Below are 16,409 nucleotides of genomic sequence, written 5' to 3' on the forward strand. Positions count from 1 at the left end.
AAAAGATCATCAATCACTTATCGAGGACCAGTGGCAGGTCCAAAGCCGCCATTGTCCGATTGTGTATCTCTCAATTCATAGACAATCTTCTCCCGGAAAAAGATCCGGCTCTGGATATTATAGGCCCCGGAGACGCACAAAAAGGAGATATTTCTCAAAACCACGATGATTATTTAACCTCTTTCAAAAAGTAAGCTCCTGACTCCTGACTCCTGACTTCACTCCCCAAGAAGTCCCTCATACAAATCCAGGGTCTTTCGGCCAACGGCCTCCCAGCTATACTGCTCTAATGCCCTCCGATGCAGTTGCCTGCCCAGGTCATTCACCAGGCCGGGGTTTTGAATGAGCCGCAGCATTGTATCAGCCAGGTCCTGCGGGTTATCTTCCTCTATATAGAGGCCGCTTTCCCCCAGGTATTCCGGAAGCCCCACCTTCCGGGTGGCAATTACCGGCACGGCATTGGCCATGGCCGCAGTCACGGCAGCCCCGGCCTCACTGGTCGTATAGGGTATAACCATACACAGGGCTGTCTGCAATTCTGCAAACAAGGATTCATCACTCCGGTAGTCGAGCCATTTGAACTTATTGCTGATCCCAAGTTCATGGATGAGTTTTTGGCCTTTTTCCTGGCCGTAGCCTTCATTCAACCCATAGATCATGAGCGGCGGTGTTACCCCCTGCGCCCTCAGAATGAGCAGTGCCTTGAGAAAGGCATCGAAGCCCTTGCCAGAAGTCAGATGATGGCCACCGCAAAATGCGATCTGATGCCGGGCAGGAGGTAATGCGCCCGGTTCCATCAGCCTGGATATACCGGCAGGTATATGAGTGCCATGAGGTATGATGTGAACCCTTTCCGAAGTGACACCCAACGCTTCGAGTGCCTTTCCGGCAGCCGCATTCTGGACGACTATGGCATCGGCCTTATGGTAAATCCTGTTTAATTTTATCGTGGAAAATGCTTTTGACCCGACCTTGAGCTGCTTTTGTATGCTGTCGATCTCATGGATACTGATCACCCGCCTGGCCTGAGTTGGATATGACAGAAAAGAGAGCAGCGGAAGAAAGCCGAATGACCCCTGGGTCTGCTGATAATGAAGGATGGCCGGTGATTTTGCCTTTGCAAGGTATCCGAAGCCCTTGAAGGCATCTGCGGCCAGTTCTCCAATGGCCCGAAGGTAGCTGATAGCCAGGGGAGCAGGTTTCCAGTAAAAATCGGGGAATCTTACCTTGTGACAGGGTGAGAAAAACAGCTCAGGATGAAAGGGATCATCACGAAAACACAGGCAGTTGGCTGAAATAACCTCGATCTCCACACCCAGCCCCGTCAGTGCCTGAGCAAGATTATGGGCAAACCTGCCGCAGCTTTTCTCCTTATACCAGCATGAAATTAAGCCAAGCCTGATGGTATCCATCGAGCAAATACCCTCCGGATTATCTTTCTGAGGGACAGGGAGCGGATCTCCTCTGCATGAGGATTCATTACCAGCTCAAGAAGCTGATCCGCCACCCCTTCGGGGGAGGTCACATCGGCCCCCTTCAGTATATCGGCAGGAAACACCTTTAACAGCTCAGTATCCACATAACCTGGACAGAGGCAGGAAACCTCGATATTGTGGGGAGCCAACTCCCGCTGCAGGGATTCGGAAAATCCGATAACCCCGAACTTCGAGGCACAATAGGCGGCCAGGTTGGGAAAGCCGAACCTTCCTGCCTGAGAGGCCACATTGATGATCTGTCCCGCCCCCTGCCGGATCATAACCGGCACAACCTCCCTGGTGCAGAGAAAGACCCCGGTTAAATTGGTTCCCATGACCTTTTCCCAATCGGTCAGGGAAGTCTGGGCCACAGAGCCATATACACATACTCCCGCATTATTGATCAATACATCTATGCGGCCAAACCGGCCGACGACCCTGGTCACCAGTGCCCTGACACTGCCCTCGCTCTGCACGTTCGCGGTAACGGCCAGACAGAAGCCCTGACGGCTTTTGATCCCCTGGCTGACCTCGTGCAGGGCCGCTCCATCGCGGGAGGCCAGAATAACCCTGGCTCCCCTGTCAGCCAAAAGGCAGGCCGCAGCCCGGCCAATACCCCGGCTGGCTCCGGTTATGATGATCACTTTACCGTTGAGGAGCATGGGGATAATCTTCCCTGCGGTCGAGGGAGTGAAGGTTAGTTTGCATATTTGCGAAATGTTGAAGAAGATACTTTGGTGGGTGAGGTGAGCTGCTAACAACTGCCAGGCGGTAGGCGGTACTATGAGGCAGATAGCCTAATTATTCATGAATCTTTTCCAGGTTTTCCAGTCCAAATGCGACCTCACCCGTCAGTTCGTTCACATTCATACAGTATTTTTCCTTCCTTCAAGATTCTCTTCCTGAAATATCCATAAATATCTGCAAAGTCAAGTACGCTCACTGGTCTATGGGCTTCCATAAGGCATTCAGCTACGGCACGGAAGTATTCCTCATCAGGGATCCCCTCAAAGCATATATCTATGTCGGAATCAGCTCTGTAATCACCTCTTGCCAGGGCCCCATACAAAATAATCCTCATAGCCCCATGACGAAGCAAGATCGATTCTATTTGTTCTATATCCCGTAAGATATCAGCAGGAAATTCTTTTTCTGTTAATAGTAATTTCTCCATAGAGGAAACCTCCCATCCTACTACTTATGCTTCTCCCCCCTTCCAGCAACTTACTTTTTAACCGAATGTTTTTATTAATGAGTTGATCGGCATAAGCCGAATATTTAGACTTAAACGAGAACATTGGTATCGAAAAAGTTACCGCTCATAGAGCTCTTCCCGTTTCGAATAGAGAATATCTCCCAGATGGTATCCTTTTTCTATATCTGCAATAAACTCCTCTTCTGATTTATCTCTTTGAGGATATTGCAGTACCAGCATCCCATGTTTATCTTCGATTTCAATTTCCTTATTAATTACTTTTTGTGTTTTTCTCAACCTTTTCAGTCTCCTCCACGGTCTCTTTTTGGCGAAGCCTCGAATTAATAATATCATTTAATAAGGCGAGATCGTATTTAAGGATGTTCTTAAATCTCAATTTCCTTTTAAGGTCTTCTTTTGTATGCTGAAGAGCAAGTTTCCCAAACGCCTCATCGATAAAAGAAACTGAAGCAACTAGGATGTTTTCAAAGTCAATATCAAAAATATTCTCTTCATCCCATTTTTCCCTTAAGACCTTATTCAACTTCTCCCCATCGTCTCTTGATACCGTTCTTTTTTCACATAGTTGTGTTATATGAATCTTCATATTAATATTCCTTAAAATAAGTCGTCTTCTTCTGAAGATAAAAAATAAAATCCTTCTTTATCAGCATTTATTTCTAACTCAATAAGTGTGCCTTGAAGAGGATGCTGCATAGTTTGTTTTTCTTTCCTGCGTTTTTTTTGACCAGTATAGTTCCAAACAGCCTTACCATCTCCTGATAAGATATACATTTTCCCTTCATTAACCTCTATGAATCGGTTGATATGACTTAAGCCATATCCTGCCTGTTTTCCTACGCGGCTCGTAACTCCTTCTTGGGTAGCGAGCTTTATACTTTCGTAACAATTATTCAAGCTTCCATATTGAGGAATTTTTCTTAAAGATGCCAAAATTCCTATTCCAAAGTCTGCAATACAAAGTCTTATTTTCTTTTCTTGTGGATAAGATTGAGCACAAACGTAACAGCCTTCTTTAGACTCACTATGGTCAAACACATTAGTCATCAATTCGTTTAGTGCCAGTTTAAGAGAACATTTAACCCCTTCGGACATGTGAATGAAGTTGCCAAAAACTTCTAATATTTGGTCTATTAACGAATAGTCTAAACTATATATCCTTTTAAGTTGTACATTAGGACTTTCTATTCTGTGATTTATGCTTTTAATTTGGAAAAAATTATTAAAACCGATTCCTGCCAAAAACTCTTTTGTGATTCGCTTCTTGGGTTCTTGATACCTTGCTTCTTTCCCCAAGGATAAACATTCTGAAAGTGTTCCAGCTAATAGAACTATTCCAAAAGGGGTAAGAAATTCTGTTTTTGATAGATCAAAAATGACTCCTTCTTTTTGTGACATTCTTGCCTGATAACATAATCCGAGTAAAGCATTTGAAAATGCGATAGTTTGTAATTTTGGATATTCCAAAAAAGTATATTTGTTATTCATAGAAGGTCATTTGTGACGAAGTGAGCTCGATTCTACCGGTATAATTTGGATATCCGGGAGATTATCCCATAGAGAGTCCTTTGTTTTATGCTCTTGCAAAGCTTCTACCACCATAGGCAAAGGGTCGGGCCATATTTCGGGAAGATCAGCTTCTCCTTTGAGATGCACAGAGAATGCCAATTGTTCACGAGGAGGTGAGAATTGAGCGTTCACTCCCTCTTTATTTCCGCGTGCATCTATTCTCTACCATCCGAAATCGGGTAAATACAAAGCATCACGGCTGAGTCTCTGATAGCAGAAACCAGCAGGTAGAGAATTTGCCCTCAATAATGCTGCAAGAAGATGGCTTTTCGCATAGCATATACCGCATCCAGCCTCTAATACCTCTGAAGATCTCCAGGTAACGGTGGAAATGTCATAATCAGCAATATGCTTGATATCATCTCTTACCCATTCAAAACAAGCCTTAGCTATAGCTTGTTTATTCTCTTTTCCATGAGATAGTATGTGAGCTTGTTCGATTATTTGAGGATGTCTCCAGTTAATTATATCTGTAGATTTAAGGTATTCTTCCACTATTCATAACTTTCTATTTTTATTCACCCATTCATTGCCGGACGTTGCACCTGATCGCTTATTGATTTATCCATTACGGGCACTGTGTTATTATTATATTCCATCCCCTCATTTCCTTGCAACGAGGAGTAACATTTTTCCCACCTCCCCCCTACCCTTCCACCGCTTCCCGGTAAACATCCTCCATGATCCGGGAGATTCTGGCCCAGGAGTATTTTTCTTCAACCAGTTTGCGGGCGTTTTCTCCCAGCCGCACCTGCAATCCCGGATTGCGGAGCACTTCTACCACCCGATGGGCCATATCGTCAGGAGTATCCGCGACCAGAATCTCCTGGCCGTCCCTGGCTTCGATTCCCTCGCAGCCGATGGAGGTTGACACCACAGCCTTGGCCATGGCCATAGCGGATAAAATCTTGAGGCGCGTTCCGCTGCCGATCCGGATGGGAACTGCCATCAGCCCTGCCCTGGCCAGCAGGGGTCGTACATCGCTGACAAATCCCAGCATTCTGGCCCCGGTTTCATCGGCCAGATTCAGGAGCCGCCGGGACGGGTTTTGTCCGATTATCAGGCATTGCACTCCCTCCTCCAGAGCCTGAATTTTGGGCCAGACACTTTCCAGGAAGTACTCTACCCCGTCGGCATTCTGAAAAACATGCATTCCTCCCAGGAGCACAACCGTCTTTTCGGGTGAGATGGATGGTTGGGGCTGAAAATATTCTATGTCCACTCCATTTGGCGCTACCCGGACCGGGACACGGAGCGGAGAGGCTTTCTCCAGCCATTGTCTATCCACATCGGAAACCACCACATGAAGACGGGTTTTCATCTCCATCTTGTAGAGAAAGTGCTGCCATTTTAGAGCCTGCCGGGAGAAAAACCACCTTTTCGCGAAATTTGGCTCCACCTCAGCCCGGCGCTCCATAAGCAGCCATTCCAGATCATGATGAACAGCAATCGCCGGAGGGTCACTTGTGCCTTTGGCATAAACAATCAGGTTAGGCATGTCACAGTGAACGAGATGAATCCGGTCTCTGTGCAAAATCCTCTCCAAAGCTTTCCAGGCTGGCGGATGGAGATACTTGCGGACCACGAAGGGATCAGGGGAAAAAAGGCTGCGCATCAGGGAAAGCCCCAGATTCAGCCGGGAAACATCTTCGGGGAGAACAAACGGGTAAACCCCGGCACAAAACCTGCCAAGCACCTCTGCCGACTTCCAGTCATCAGGCTTTTTCACAAAGCCGATCAGATGGATGCGGTGCTTTTCGGCCAGATGCTTCAGCAGGTAGTACGTCCTCTGCGAATGCCCATCCACCGGAGGATAGGGAATAATGGTCGAAAGGAATACGATATTCATCGGGGCGGAATTTATGATTTTATGATGAGGCATAACGATATTGCCTTGTCGGTGATATTGACATGAGGTTGATAATTGATGGTTGAAAGGATGATAATTGATAATTGTAATTAGGATACAATATGGCTATAATAATTTATGGATATAAATCGGTAACAAACGGTAGTATATGTATGAGTAAAATGATAATACTGAAAAATGAATGACTAAGAAAGCAGAGGGTGACCTGTGACCATAAAAGAACATCTCGTAAATGAACTCGATAGGCTTGATGACAAGCAATTACTCGAAGTTGAAGAATTTATTTTATTCTTGAAGTTCCGTTCTCGGCTTGTGCCCTCTCAAGTCTATGATGATAAGCAAATTGCTCAACTCTACGGAGAATTTGCTGAAGAAGACCGCCTGCTTGCAGAAGAATCTATGCAAGACTATCTAACTGACCTATTAAGGGAAGATCAGCAGTGACCACAGTGAAGCGCGGAGAAATATGGCTTGCTGATTTGAATCCGACTCGTGGATCAGAGCAAGCAGGAATTCGTCCTGTGCTCATCTTTCAGAATGACTTGTTGAATAGGTATACTGTCACGGTTCTAACAATTCCCTTGACCACAAATTTATGACGGGCGTCACTTCCTTCCTGTGTAATGATTTCCCGGGAGGAGGGAGGACTTACAACTGATTCAGTTGCTCTTTGCCATCAGTTGCGCGTTTTGGATAAAACGCGGCTACACCATAAGATCGGGACCGTAAAGCAGCAAACTCTAACTATGGTTGAAAGCAAGATGCTGTTCACCATGGGTATACTATGAAAGAATGGATTAAGCGACCAACGGAACCTGAGAAAGTTTTTGATATTACATCAGATCCTATTTATCTGCTCTCTACCGGACACTTTTGAGGTAACAACCGCGAATGAACGCGAATGAACGCGAACTGAACAAAGAGGACTCGATAATGAAGGCAAATCAGAAGAATTTATTAGCGTCTATTCGTGTGCATTCGCGGTTGATTACAGGAATTGAAAAAAGTGTCCGGTAGCGAATTTATCTGATGGAAGGATATGAATCCGACGCTCCAGCGGACTTATCTGCCAATCTTGATCACTACCTTTATGGAGAAGATCATCCAAAAGGGAATTGATGGCGGTTACTACACTCCTGAAGTAATGGCAAGCATTTACCCGAATATCCAGAGCCACCGCACTCTTTTATGCCGGTCTTTGGTGGTTTCAACTCCCAGCAGCCCGCCCAGAATAGCCCAATACGATCCTTTCCCCTTTGCCGATTTAGCGGAGTACAGGGGATTCAGCTCAAAAATGGAGAATTTATCCGTTCTGACCCTTCTGATCAGCCTCCAGAGAAACCTGAATTCCCAGCTATCCTCACCTGTTCGCTCATACGAGATCATTGCCCATGAGGAGCCGGTCTTCCGGGTATATTCTCCCTGATTTCGGTAGGAGAACAAAGGCCAGAGCAGGGTCAAGCGGAAAGCATCTTCTCTCTCGTTGCGGTCGTAGCTGTAGAGAGGAAAGATCGCATGCTGTCTTCGCCCTGGTCGCTGATGATACCTGATAAGGCTGACTTCCGGCGGATAAAGCCACAGTAAAGCTATATCCTTGTCCCGTCCTCTTTGCGCCCGGCCATAGAATGGCCACAGGTAGTATTCCCTGTCCACCCCTTTCTTCCGGCTGAAGTAGTAGGGCGGCAGCAGAGCCACAGAACCCATCGTAAGCTGCTCATCCGGGTTGTATCGGTGATAGTAAAACGGAAACAGCCAGGTGCGCCCTTCATCGCCATCCCGAATATTGCTGAAGAAGGGAAAGATGATATCCTGCCGGGACAATCCGCGGCTGCGGTCCCGAGTGTCCATGAATATGAAGGGGGCAAGGACGAACCGCCTGATATACCAGTTTCCCCTGCTGTGGACCCCATAGAAGGGAATAATATGGGTTAAGGTGTACTCTCTGTAGTGGACAGACGAATACAGGGGAAAAATCATGATCAGCCCGTAATCTTCAGCGCAGATTCGACAGAAGAATGGCAGTATCCTGATAGAGAAGGTTTTCGGCGACGTTTTCTCTCCCCTCCGGTACTTTCCCCGGGAAGAAAAACAATCCGTAAGGTCTGACTGGCTTTGGATATCTTCCGTTTGGTAATAAACAGAATACAGGGACGAAAAGGTCACCTCTCCACTCGGATACCTTGAAGAGCCGGGCAGGACTGCCTCGATCCCCATGTCCTCTCTCTCATCGGCAAGGGAAACCGTTATCAAGGTGCTCAGGTAACAGGCATGATACTTTCTCCTCATCGAGAAAGGTGTAACCAGCCGCAGGTATTTGCCCGATGGTTCACGGTTAGAGCCAGGGTGAAAAACCAGCCAGCGGGGGAAAGCTCCCGCTGCCTGATAGGGGTGCAAGTCTTTTCCATTCCGGGAAGTCGGAAAAACAACGCCGTGCTGCCGGTTTTCAGACTTTCCATACCACCCATTCTCCTGCAGATCACTTTCCGGGGAAAAGAGCAGAGAACGCACATGGGAGCGGGTTTTCTCATTATCTTTCTTATGATCTCTCTCATAAGGGAAATACAGCCGCAGGGTATCGGTTTTAGCCGGGTCTTGAGCCTCCCGGTAGAGGATGAGAGGCCATGCAGATATCGGCGGCCATGAATTCTCCTGGGCTTTTGCAGGCTGCACAGGACAGAGAGAGCATACCGATGATGACATGAGCGCAATAGACACCAACATATTGGATAACAACACCTTCATGATATTTCTCAGGGAAAATCAGTCGAGGAGGTCTTGAAATCCACTCACGTCATTCGTCTATGTCCCTTCTATGGCCAATCCTTAAAACCACTATATCTTCACCCTCAATGTCAAATATAACCCTATAGTCTCCTACCCTAAGCCTGAACGTTCCTATTTTGGGATTGATTAACTTACGAGCAAATTTAAAAGGCTCAGCAGCACATTCTTTGAGTTTCCTGGCAATTCGCTCTTGAATGTCTATCTCAATGCCCTTCAAGTCCTTCAAAGCTCTCTGGGTAAGATATATCTTATACATCAAATAAATCCTCGATCCGCTTTACCCGACCCTGTCGATAATCTTCCCTTGCCTCTTCAATTGATTGCAAGTAGCTCTTACTCGAAAGTGCCAGGATGTCTTCAATATATTCTTCCATCGTCTCTTTAATTGTAGTTGATATCAAGTCTCTGAGCTCTTGAATAGTTAAGTCTTTTATCTTTGTTTCCATGAATAGGGGCACCTCATAATTTCCTTATTTCCTGCTTATTGAATCTTACTTTGATATTTTAGCCTAATCGGGTTTATCTTACAACAAGCAAATCCCATAAGTTCAGGGCAATTCGTAAAGTTAACAGCTGTAACAGGACCAGAGTATAGTCTATAATGGTTATGACCAATAATGCTTAGGGAGAAAAAAATGACCAATACCGAATACGGGCCGGTTCCGGAAGCTCTGCGGGGAGACGTCAACCGGGCTGTCAGTATCCTGAAAAACGGAGGGTGTTCCGAGATATTCATTTTCGGTTCTGCGGTATCAGGAAAGATCAGACCTGAATCAGACATCGACCTGGCTGTCCGGGGATGTTCCCAGGGCCTTTTTTTTCACCTATTGGGCAAACTTCTTCTGGAGTTGGATCAGCCCGCTGATCAACCTGGATACTCAAGATGCTTTCACTCAGTACCTGCAAAAGGAAGAAGAGCTTTTCCGGATCGGTTGAGAAGATCATTGCTCAAATACGTTATAAAACCGAAAGTGGTAACCTGCCTGATAACTCAAGGAGGAAGTAATGACTCAAACAGAAATCCTGGAAGAGCTCAAGAAGCTCACACCCCCAGAGCGTCTCACTATTATTGAAGCCGCCTTACATCTGATCCGTGAAGATCTTCTGTACGCAGAGCCCCCCCGACCCAGCCAGAGAGGAAACGACAATTGTCCGCAGCGGCTGAAGCGTTACTGCCGGACTATTCAGCAGATAAGGAATTAACTATTTTCACGAATCTCGACCATGAGGATTTTCATGGATATGAGGAGAAATCCGGCTCATTAATTTGGATCCGGCTTTTTCCCCAGGCACTCCCCGTATACCTCCTGTATCTTTTTAATCCATCCATCCACGGCAAAGCGTGCCCGAATCTTTTTCCGGGCTGCACTTCCAAGCTTTCCGGCCAGAAGCGGATCGGTCAGCACCCGCGCAAGACTTTCAGCCATCCCGGCCATATCCCCCGGATTGACCAGCAGGCCATCTATGCCCTGCTCCAGCAGGGCACCCACTCCACCCACCCGCATTGAAACTACCGGCAGGCCAAAGGCCATAGCCTCAAGGAGGGCCAGAGGCGTCCCTTCCGTGCGGGAGGTAATGGCCAGCACATCGAGAGCCTGGTAAATGCTGCCCATGTCGGCCTGAAATCCGAGAAAACAGACCTGCCGGGCAATGCCCAGCTCTCCGGCCTGCCTCTCAAGATATGGCCTCAGCGGTCCCTCCCCCACTATCCAGCACACAAGCTTAGGCAGGCGGGGAATAAGCAGACTCACAACGGTCAATAAATCAGCCGGATTTTTTTCCGGGCTCAGGCGGCCCACAAAGCCAATCACCAGAGCATCCGGATCACAGCCAAACTGCCTCCTGGTGTGCTGCCGCCCGGCAGCCACCACCCTGCCTGCTGCCAGAGGAGAAGCCCGATCTTCCTCCCCTAGCGGAATCCTGACCGCATTTTGCAATACCCTGATTTTGCCGGGCTTGATGCCCCTCTGCCTGATGAGGCGATCCTTGATCTCTTCCGAGACTGCGATGATGGCATCAAAAAAGGGCAGTATCCGGCGCTGAATTCCCTCATATCCCTGCACCTTGCGGTCGGTGGCTGTCCATCCATGCAGGGTGGTGATTACCGGAATCCTGGCTGCCCGTGCACACAGCAGCCCCACGATATCGGAGCGGTAGCCGTGAGTGTGAAGAAGGTGAATCCGCTCCGCCTTCAGGTAGCGGAAAAGCTGAGCCAGATTAGCCCAGTCAAAGGTAAAGCGCATGGGAAAGACGATATGCGGATACCTGTGGTCCCTCACCTGCCGCAAAAAAACATTGTCCGGCCTTCTGACCCAGATGAATATGCCCAGGGATGAGGTAAAATGGCTTTCCTCCTCCCCTCCCCTTCCTATCGACTCCTGGATTGACAGGACCACCCGTTCAGCACCGCCCAGGGTGGCGGGAGCGATCAGTTGCAGAACCCTGATCTGCCCCTCCCCGCTGTCCTTCTTCTCCACCCTTCCTCCTCGAATTTCCCCCCTACTCCCAGACCCCTTGCAGGGAGTCATGAGGCCGAAGGGTAAGGGAGCGCTGTTTGACTATCCGTCTCAGGCTGTCTGCAAAAAACACCAGCGGAGGCAGGGGGTCGGTCAGGCACAGGTCATCGAAATGGCTGTCAGCTTTCCCGATCCGGCCATAGGTTTTCAAGGCATTGATCTTCTGTCCAGGCTGCCGGAAAGCCTCCCAGAAGGCCCGCAATTCCCCCCAGAACCAGCGGGACTGAATGCCCGTGGGGTGATCAAGGACCGGGTCCGTATCCCCATAGGCTGCTATCTGGTACATCAGGCAGGGAAAATCCACACCGGAAATCACCGCCAGGTGGGTAGCACTCCAAAAGCGCGGATTAACGTCCAGAAGATACGGCACTCCGGACCCCTCGTGCACGGCAAAGTCTGCCTGACAGACACCATGCCATTCCAGGGCTTCGAGGAGCCTCTGCAGGCAGGTTTCGGCATCCTTGTGCCGGTCACTGACCCGCAGGGTAGCCACTCCTCCCCGCAAGGGGTAATTTCTCACCTGCCGGTAGGTGAACCGTGCCCGCATCTTTCCCCGGCAAAACAGCATGGCAACACAGTAGATCGATCCCGGTATATGCTCCTGTACCAGGAAGCGGTCCCGCGAAAGCCCATAGGGAAGATCAGCCTGCGTCCACCGTCTCAACAGTTCCCCGGAGGATGCAACCTGAGTTATTCCCCAGGCACCTCCGCCCTGCCGCGGCTTCAGCCAGAGCGGATATGTGATTTCCTTCAGCCAGGGGTAATGAGAAGGCTGGCCGGTGAGAAAAGCGGTGCGGGGGGCAGGTATTCCCAGTTTACTGGCCAGTTCATACAGTCGCTGCTTATCGTGAACCATGAGGATCTTTTCATATTCGGGAATGACCAGATGAAAATGGGGTTTGAACCTGGCCTGATGCCGGGCGATCAGGAAAGTCTCCTCGTAAATCGGCAGCAGAAAGCGGCATCCTTCCCTCCGGCCATTCTCGATCAGAGAGGCAATACACTCCTCCGGCTTGCGAAACGGCGAAGGATAACGAAAATGCCCCCTGGAATACCGGGAGGAAAAACACATGGCCCAGGGGATGAAATCAGCCGTACAGACAGGGATACCCCGGCAGCCAAGACTCCTCAGGGCTGCATAAGCGATCCGGTTTTGGGCATTGGTGATCAGAACGCGCATTGTAAAAAAAGTGGTCAGTGGTCAGTAAAGACAGTAGCAGGTGATCAGTGCCGATAACTTACAAAACATCCATACCGATCATATACTCATGGGTTTCCCGGTGCCGCAGGACGCTGGTCGTGCCATCATGCACGGCCACCACTGCAGCCCGCGGGAAGGAGAAGTTGGTTGAAAACTGGGTAAAATAGGCACCCGCATCCATAATTGCCAGAATATCCCCGGCCTGGAGGAAGGGAAGATGAATGCTCCGAAAGACCCAGTCCCCGGGTGAGCACAACCGGCCAACCACAAAATATTCCTGCCGGACCGGGTCGTTCAGTTTATTGGCCACAAAAGCGGTATGATATTCATGGTCCAGGGGGTAAGTGGTCGTAAACCTTCCGCCGTCGGTAATGGCAAATACCCTGCCCTTCTTCCCCCGCTGCTTGATTCCGTTGACCATCAGAAGCAGCACCTGGGCATCACTGGTAATGATCCTTCCCGGCTCCAGGCAAAGGACCGGGGGATCGAGCCCAAAGCGCTCACAACCCTTGACGAGCTCTGCCAGAATTTGCCTGGCCATATCCTCGATCGGCTGGCACTCTCCGTCCTGCGGCGGTCTCAAAGGGCGGTTCCATAAGCGGTAGCGCAGGGCTTCCCAATGGGAGAGCCCCTTGACTGTCGGCACCCCGAAGCCTCCTCCAAGATCGATGGATCGGATCACGATACCATGACTTTGCCTGATTTTTGCGGCAAACCGCAGCAGGTCGAGGCAGGCCCGGATATGTCCCCCCGCTCCTGTGGCCCGGGTGGTGATATGACACATCAGGCCGGTGCAGGCCAGGTGCGGGGAGCGGCTGATAAAATCTATGGCCTGATCAGCCTGGCCGTCCTCGATTCCCAGGCCGAATTGGGAATTCCAGCCAACCCGAGGGCAAATCCGGATTCCGATTTCACACCCCGAGCCAAGCTCTTTGGCCACAGCTTCAATCTGTTTCAGTTCCTCAAGGGAGTCCGCGTTGATCCTCACGCCGAACCGAAGAGCCAGCTTTATGCTTTCCGGGGATTTGTTCAGCCCGTTGTAGATAATACGGCCGGGATCAACTCCCATTCGCAGGGCCAGCCACAATTCATAGGGAGAAATGACCTCGGCCCCCAGCCCTTCTTCCCCCTCCCCTCCCCGGTGCAGGAGTTTCAGCACCCCGGGGATGCCATTCGATTTGTATGAATAGCAGATGTGCACCCCCGGCTCATATCCGGCGAAGGCCTCTTTGAAGCGCCTGATGTTGCTCTTGAGCCTTTTCTCATGAACGACGTGAAGGGGAGTGCCGAATTCCCCGGCCAGATCCAGACAGTTTACGCCGTCAATCAGAAGCACGCCCTGCCGGTTCGTCAGCCCCCAGTCCTCAACCCGCGGCCCTTTCGATGGGTTCATCTCTGTGCTCTCCTTCCCGGTTCCCCGCCTGGCGGCGGAGAATGCCTGAAACAGCCAGAAAGAGGTAGGGGAAGACCGAATAGGCCTGCGAGAGAAAGAAGCCGCAGACCAGGAAGCCGGTCAATCCCAGGGAAAACATCTCGGAAAGATGCTGGATGTCAATATCAGAGGCTGCCAGGGCACGGCACTTGGTTTCCCGGAAATTCCGCAGGCTCAAGGAGATCAGGAACAGGAAAACCAGAAAGCCTCCGATACCTGTCTCTGTTCCGACCTGGAGAAAGCTGTTGTGGGCTACCTTCCAGGACCGGTCATATACGTTGCCGAGCCTGCCGAATTTTCCCCGGTCCAGGGCCCGTCCATAGGCGGTGGAAAAACAGTCCACTCCCACTCCCAGCCAGGGATGTTCAGCGAACATCTTCAATCCTCTCCCCCAGATCACTTCTCTCATGGAGCCGCGGTCTTCGCGGGAGAAAATAGTCTGGATGCGCTTCCAGTACTGGCTGCTGGCCAGACCGGCCAGGGTAAGGGTCAGAAGAAGGATAATCACTCCCCTGGCCCATTTTTGCCCGCTCCGTTTGTCCTTCGAGGGATTGCCGACCATAAAGGCCAGGATAATGGCCACCAGGCCAAGGAACCCTCCCCGCGACTGGGTGAGCAGAAAGGCGGACAGCACAATGGCGCCGGCCCCGGCCAGAACCGCCTTCTGAACGCTCCCTCCCTCGAGAAAAAAGTACAGGAGGAAGGGAAAGGATATGACCAGGACCATAGCCAGATCATTGGGATCATACATGGTGCCGACACTGATCCGCTCGGTCTGGGCCCTCAGTTGTATGCTGGCCAGAGAGATCATGACCGCGCTCAGGACAATCACCCAGGCAAGCTTGCGGATATCCCTGGGCGTGATCAGAATCCGGCAGAGGATCAGGAAATAGATGACCAGCTTGAAAAAGTCCTCCTTCAAAAATTCCAGACTCTGCCGCGGATAGACGCCAAACAGGCCGGATGCGGCCATGAGAAAAACAAGGACCAGAAAGGCTAAAACTTCCGGCGTCTTGAAAATATTCCGGTTGACCTTCTTTTTAATGTTCAATACATAGAGCACAAGAGTAAGGAGGGCCGCGATCTTCCCCGGATGCAGATGAAACAGAAGATCGGGGAAGATATCCTGAGGCCGGCCGATCATAACCAGGGTCCAGAGGTAGAAAGAGAGCATCATCAGGGCTTTTGGGATCCCCGGAAAAATCCAGACCGCACCAGGCAGGGTAAAAGACCCAGCAGCCAGCGCCGGTTTTCCCCTGTCCTGGCCAGGAAACTCAGCCGCCGAAACACTCCCGCCAACCCCTCTTCCCAGTAAATGACCTTCAGGAAGGCCCATTGGATACCTAATGTATGCCAGCAGGCATTCGCCCAGAACCGGTCCAGAAGGTCGAACCGGCCAAGGGGCAGGGAAATCGCCCGAAGATAGTGCAGGAATTCCTGCCGGTCTTCGCCGGTGAAGGGCACAGGCTGATGGCAACGATTGATCCGTACCGGCAAAACTTCAGCCTCCCGGACGTTGTGCCGGCCGCAACGAAGACGCAGGATAAAGCTTCGATCCATGTGAGGGCGCTCAGCGGCATAGCTGTTCCCCCAGACCGGGAAAACGAAGCTTCCCAGGCTGTAGGCGATCAGCCCCTGACGGTAGCGCTCTATCCCCTGCGGCACATGCGGATGATGCGCAAGGACCAGGTCCGCCCCGGCATCGATGAGCTGCCGTGAAAGCCGGACCCGCCAGGGAGCGGGGTAAGCCACAAATTCAAGGTCTGCATGCAGGGAGATAACCACGATATCGACCTGCTGACGCAGGGAATCGATATCCTCAAGGAGGTATTTTTTCCTGATCGGGGCCACTCCGGGACGATTGGGCTGTGCAGATTGTCCGGTATCATCGGCATAGGCCAGGAAGCCGATCCGCTTTCTCCGCACGGTCAGGATGGCCGGTTTTCTGGCTTCGGCCAGATTCCCCCCGCACCCTGCGGTCATAATTCCCTGACCTTTCAGAAAGCTCAGGGTATCCCGGCAGGCCGGGGCACCAAAATCCATGATATGGTTATTGGCTGTACTGAGCACGCGAAATCCTGTCCGTCCCAGGCCCTCGCCGTAGGAAGCGGGGGCCTTGAAGTCGAGATGGTTCGCCTTGAGGGGCGTTTTTTCATCATGCAGGACCATCTCCAGATTGCCAAAAACCAGATCCGCACTGCGCAGGATCGGACCACAGGGGGCAAAAGGGAAATCTGTTCCAAACCGCTGGATGGAATCCCGCACCCCCATCCCCAGGCAAATATCCCCTACAGCCACAAGACTGATTGAATCAGAATCCCTTCCCACAGGTGATTATAACAGAAC

The 16,409-nt window shown here is 50.5% G+C and carries 20 protein-coding genes and 1 pseudogene; 4 read left to right on the forward strand and 17 right to left on the reverse strand.

Going from position 1 to position 16,409, the window contains the following annotated elements:
• Nucleotides 1-17: 17 nt before the first annotated feature.
• The 9 genes from AB1611_08960 to AB1611_09000 form a co-directional block, all read right to left on the reverse strand.
• The gene (locus AB1611_08960; protein MEW6379724.1) at nucleotides 18-164 is read right to left on the reverse strand and encodes a hypothetical protein; all 147 of its coding nucleotides are present in this window, start codon (nucleotides 162-164) and stop codon (nucleotides 18-20) included.
• Nucleotides 165-218: 54 nt separating this feature from the next.
• Nucleotides 219-1,412, reverse strand: a complete 1,194-nt coding sequence (locus tag AB1611_08965) for a glycosyltransferase family 4 protein (protein ID MEW6379725.1) — start codon at nucleotides 1,410-1,412, stop codon at nucleotides 219-221.
• The gene (locus AB1611_08970; GenBank protein MEW6379726.1) at nucleotides 1,388-2,137 is read right to left on the reverse strand and encodes an SDR family oxidoreductase; all 750 of its coding nucleotides are present in this window, start codon (nucleotides 2,135-2,137) and stop codon (nucleotides 1,388-1,390) included. The genes AB1611_08965 and AB1611_08970 overlap by 25 nt, the downstream gene beginning before the upstream one ends.
• Nucleotides 2,138-2,319: 182 nt before the next feature.
• Complete coding sequence (locus AB1611_08975; GenBank protein MEW6379727.1) at nucleotides 2,320-2,649, reverse strand: nucleotidyltransferase domain-containing protein; 330 nt, start codon at nucleotides 2,647-2,649, stop codon at nucleotides 2,320-2,322.
• A 138-nt stretch (nucleotides 2,650-2,787) separates the two neighbouring features.
• On the reverse strand, nucleotides 2,788-2,967 hold the full coding sequence (locus AB1611_08980) for a hypothetical protein (GenBank protein ID MEW6379728.1): 180 nt from the start codon (nucleotides 2,965-2,967) through the stop codon (nucleotides 2,788-2,790).
• Nucleotides 2,942-3,277, reverse strand: a complete 336-nt coding sequence (locus AB1611_08985; GenBank protein ID MEW6379729.1) for an STAS-like domain-containing protein — start codon at nucleotides 3,275-3,277, stop codon at nucleotides 2,942-2,944. The genes AB1611_08980 and AB1611_08985 overlap by 26 nt, the downstream gene beginning before the upstream one ends.
• Before the next feature lie 11 nt (nucleotides 3,278-3,288).
• Nucleotides 3,289-4,179, reverse strand: coding sequence for an ATP-binding protein (locus AB1611_08990; GenBank protein MEW6379730.1), 891 nt, complete (start codon nucleotides 4,177-4,179; stop codon nucleotides 3,289-3,291).
• Nucleotides 4,180-4,422: 243 nt separating this feature from the next.
• The gene (locus AB1611_08995) at nucleotides 4,423-4,755 is read right to left on the reverse strand and encodes a transglutaminase family protein (GenBank protein ID MEW6379731.1); all 333 of its coding nucleotides are present in this window, start codon (nucleotides 4,753-4,755) and stop codon (nucleotides 4,423-4,425) included.
• A gap of 151 nt (nucleotides 4,756-4,906) precedes the next feature.
• Complete coding sequence (locus AB1611_09000; protein MEW6379732.1) at nucleotides 4,907-6,109, reverse strand: glycosyltransferase; 1,203 nt, start codon at nucleotides 6,107-6,109, stop codon at nucleotides 4,907-4,909.
• Between the two features lie 228 nt (nucleotides 6,110-6,337).
• On the opposite strand from AB1611_09000, the gene AB1611_09005 reads away from it, so the two are divergent.
• Together AB1611_09005 and AB1611_09010 are read left to right on the forward strand one after the other, a co-directional pair.
• Entirely contained in the window at nucleotides 6,338-6,574 is a 237-nt protein-coding gene (locus tag AB1611_09005; protein MEW6379733.1) for a hypothetical protein, read from the forward strand.
• Nucleotides 6,575-6,579: 5 nt separating this feature from the next.
• Nucleotides 6,580-6,918: pseudogene (locus tag AB1611_09010) on the forward strand (type II toxin-antitoxin system PemK/MazF family toxin).
• A 367-nt stretch (nucleotides 6,919-7,285) separates the two neighbouring features.
• Here the strand turns inward: AB1611_09010 and AB1611_09015 are convergent.
• The 3 genes from AB1611_09015 to AB1611_09025 all read right to left on the reverse strand — a co-directional run bounded on the left by AB1611_09015 (nucleotide 7,286) and on the right by AB1611_09025 (nucleotide 9,360).
• Nucleotides 7,286-8,851, reverse strand: a complete 1,566-nt coding sequence (locus AB1611_09015; GenBank protein ID MEW6379734.1) for a hypothetical protein — start codon at nucleotides 8,849-8,851, stop codon at nucleotides 7,286-7,288.
• Nucleotides 8,852-8,921: 70 nt separating this feature from the next.
• Nucleotides 8,922-9,170 carry a type II toxin-antitoxin system RelE/ParE family toxin gene (locus tag AB1611_09020; protein MEW6379735.1) on the reverse strand — a complete coding sequence of 83 codons (249 nt, stop codon included), beginning with the start codon at nucleotides 9,168-9,170 and terminating at the stop codon, nucleotides 8,922-8,924.
• Nucleotides 9,163-9,360, reverse strand: coding sequence for a hypothetical protein (locus AB1611_09025; protein ID MEW6379736.1), 198 nt, complete (start codon nucleotides 9,358-9,360; stop codon nucleotides 9,163-9,165). Before AB1611_09025 ends, AB1611_09020 begins: the two co-directional genes overlap by 8 nt.
• Nucleotides 9,361-9,549: 189 nt before the next feature.
• Here AB1611_09025 and AB1611_09030 point away from each other — a divergent pair, with 189 nt between their 5' ends.
• Nucleotides 9,550-9,987 carry a nucleotidyltransferase domain-containing protein gene (locus AB1611_09030; protein ID MEW6379737.1) on the forward strand — a complete coding sequence of 146 codons (438 nt, stop codon included), beginning with the start codon at nucleotides 9,550-9,552 and terminating at the stop codon, nucleotides 9,985-9,987.
• Entirely contained in the window at nucleotides 9,920-10,117 is a 198-nt protein-coding gene (locus tag AB1611_09035) for a hypothetical protein (protein ID MEW6379738.1), read from the forward strand. Before AB1611_09030 ends, AB1611_09035 begins: the two co-directional genes overlap by 68 nt.
• A 59-nt stretch (nucleotides 10,118-10,176) precedes the next feature.
• Here AB1611_09035 and AB1611_09040 read toward each other — a convergent pair whose 3' ends face one another.
• From AB1611_09040 to AB1611_09060, 5 genes are read right to left on the reverse strand one after another with little or no spacing between them, the layout of a single operon-like run.
• Nucleotides 10,177-11,391: a glycosyltransferase gene (locus AB1611_09040; protein ID MEW6379739.1), complete on the reverse strand. Its 1,215-nt coding sequence runs from the start codon at nucleotides 11,389-11,391 to the stop codon at nucleotides 10,177-10,179.
• Between the two features lie 22 nt (nucleotides 11,392-11,413).
• Nucleotides 11,414-12,610: an ATP-grasp domain-containing protein gene (locus AB1611_09045; GenBank protein ID MEW6379740.1), complete on the reverse strand. Its 1,197-nt coding sequence runs from the start codon at nucleotides 12,608-12,610 to the stop codon at nucleotides 11,414-11,416.
• Between the two features lie 58 nt (nucleotides 12,611-12,668).
• Nucleotides 12,669-14,024, reverse strand: a complete 1,356-nt coding sequence (locus AB1611_09050) for an alanine racemase (GenBank protein ID MEW6379741.1) — start codon at nucleotides 14,022-14,024, stop codon at nucleotides 12,669-12,671.
• A complete protein-coding gene (locus tag AB1611_09055; GenBank protein ID MEW6379742.1) occupies nucleotides 13,996-15,240 on the reverse strand; it encodes an O-antigen ligase family protein in 1,245 nt (414 codons plus the stop codon). The genes AB1611_09050 and AB1611_09055 overlap by 29 nt, the downstream gene beginning before the upstream one ends.
• On the reverse strand, nucleotides 15,240-16,391 hold the full coding sequence (locus AB1611_09060; GenBank protein ID MEW6379743.1) for a CapA family protein: 1,152 nt from the start codon (nucleotides 16,389-16,391) through the stop codon (nucleotides 15,240-15,242). Before AB1611_09060 ends, AB1611_09055 begins: the two co-directional genes overlap by 1 nt.
• Nucleotides 16,392-16,409 lie beyond the last annotated feature (18 nt).

The sequence above is a fragment of the bacterium genome, assembly GCA_040755755.1.
GTDB lineage: Bacteria > SZUA-182 > SZUA-182 > DTGQ01 > DTGQ01 > DTGQ01.

Bases quoted from the DNA above. Each gene is read 5' to 3' on its own strand.
- AB1611_08965 (MEW6379725.1), bottom strand. From the start codon at position 1,412: ATGGATACCATCAGGCTTGGCTTAATTTCATGCTGGTATAAGGAGAAA.
- AB1611_08970 (MEW6379726.1), bottom strand. From the start codon at position 2,137: ATGCTCCTCAACGGTAAAGTGATCATCATAACCGGAGCCAGCCGGGGT.
- AB1611_08975 (MEW6379727.1), bottom strand. From the start codon at position 2,649: ATGGAGAAATTACTATTAACAGAAAAAGAATTTCCTGCTGATATCTTA.
- AB1611_08985 (MEW6379729.1), bottom strand. From the start codon at position 3,277: ATGAAGATTCATATAACACAACTATGTGAAAAAAGAACGGTATCAAGA.
- AB1611_08990 (MEW6379730.1), bottom strand. From the start codon at position 4,179: ATGAATAACAAATATACTTTTTTGGAATATCCAAAATTACAAACTATC.
- AB1611_09000 (MEW6379732.1), bottom strand. From the start codon at position 6,109: ATGAATATCGTATTCCTTTCGACCATTATTCCCTATCCTCCGGTGGAT.
- AB1611_09015 (MEW6379734.1), bottom strand. From the start codon at position 8,851: ATGTTGGTGTCTATTGCGCTCATGTCATCATCGGTATGCTCTCTCTGT.
- AB1611_09020 (MEW6379735.1), bottom strand. From the start codon at position 9,170: ATGTATAAGATATATCTTACCCAGAGAGCTTTGAAGGACTTGAAGGGC.
- AB1611_09025 (MEW6379736.1), bottom strand. From the start codon at position 9,360: ATGGAAACAAAGATAAAAGACTTAACTATTCAAGAGCTCAGAGACTTG.
- AB1611_09030 (MEW6379737.1), top strand. From the start codon at position 9,550: ATGACCAATACCGAATACGGGCCGGTTCCGGAAGCTCTGCGGGGAGAC.
- AB1611_09035 (MEW6379738.1), top strand. From the start codon at position 9,920: ATGACTCAAACAGAAATCCTGGAAGAGCTCAAGAAGCTCACACCCCCA.
- AB1611_09045 (MEW6379740.1), bottom strand. From the start codon at position 12,610: ATGCGCGTTCTGATCACCAATGCCCAAAACCGGATCGCTTATGCAGCC.
- AB1611_09050 (MEW6379741.1), bottom strand. From the start codon at position 14,024: ATGAACCCATCGAAAGGGCCGCGGGTTGAGGACTGGGGGCTGACGAAC.
- AB1611_09055 (MEW6379742.1), bottom strand. From the start codon at position 15,240: ATGATGCTCTCTTTCTACCTCTGGACCCTGGTTATGATCGGCCGGCCT.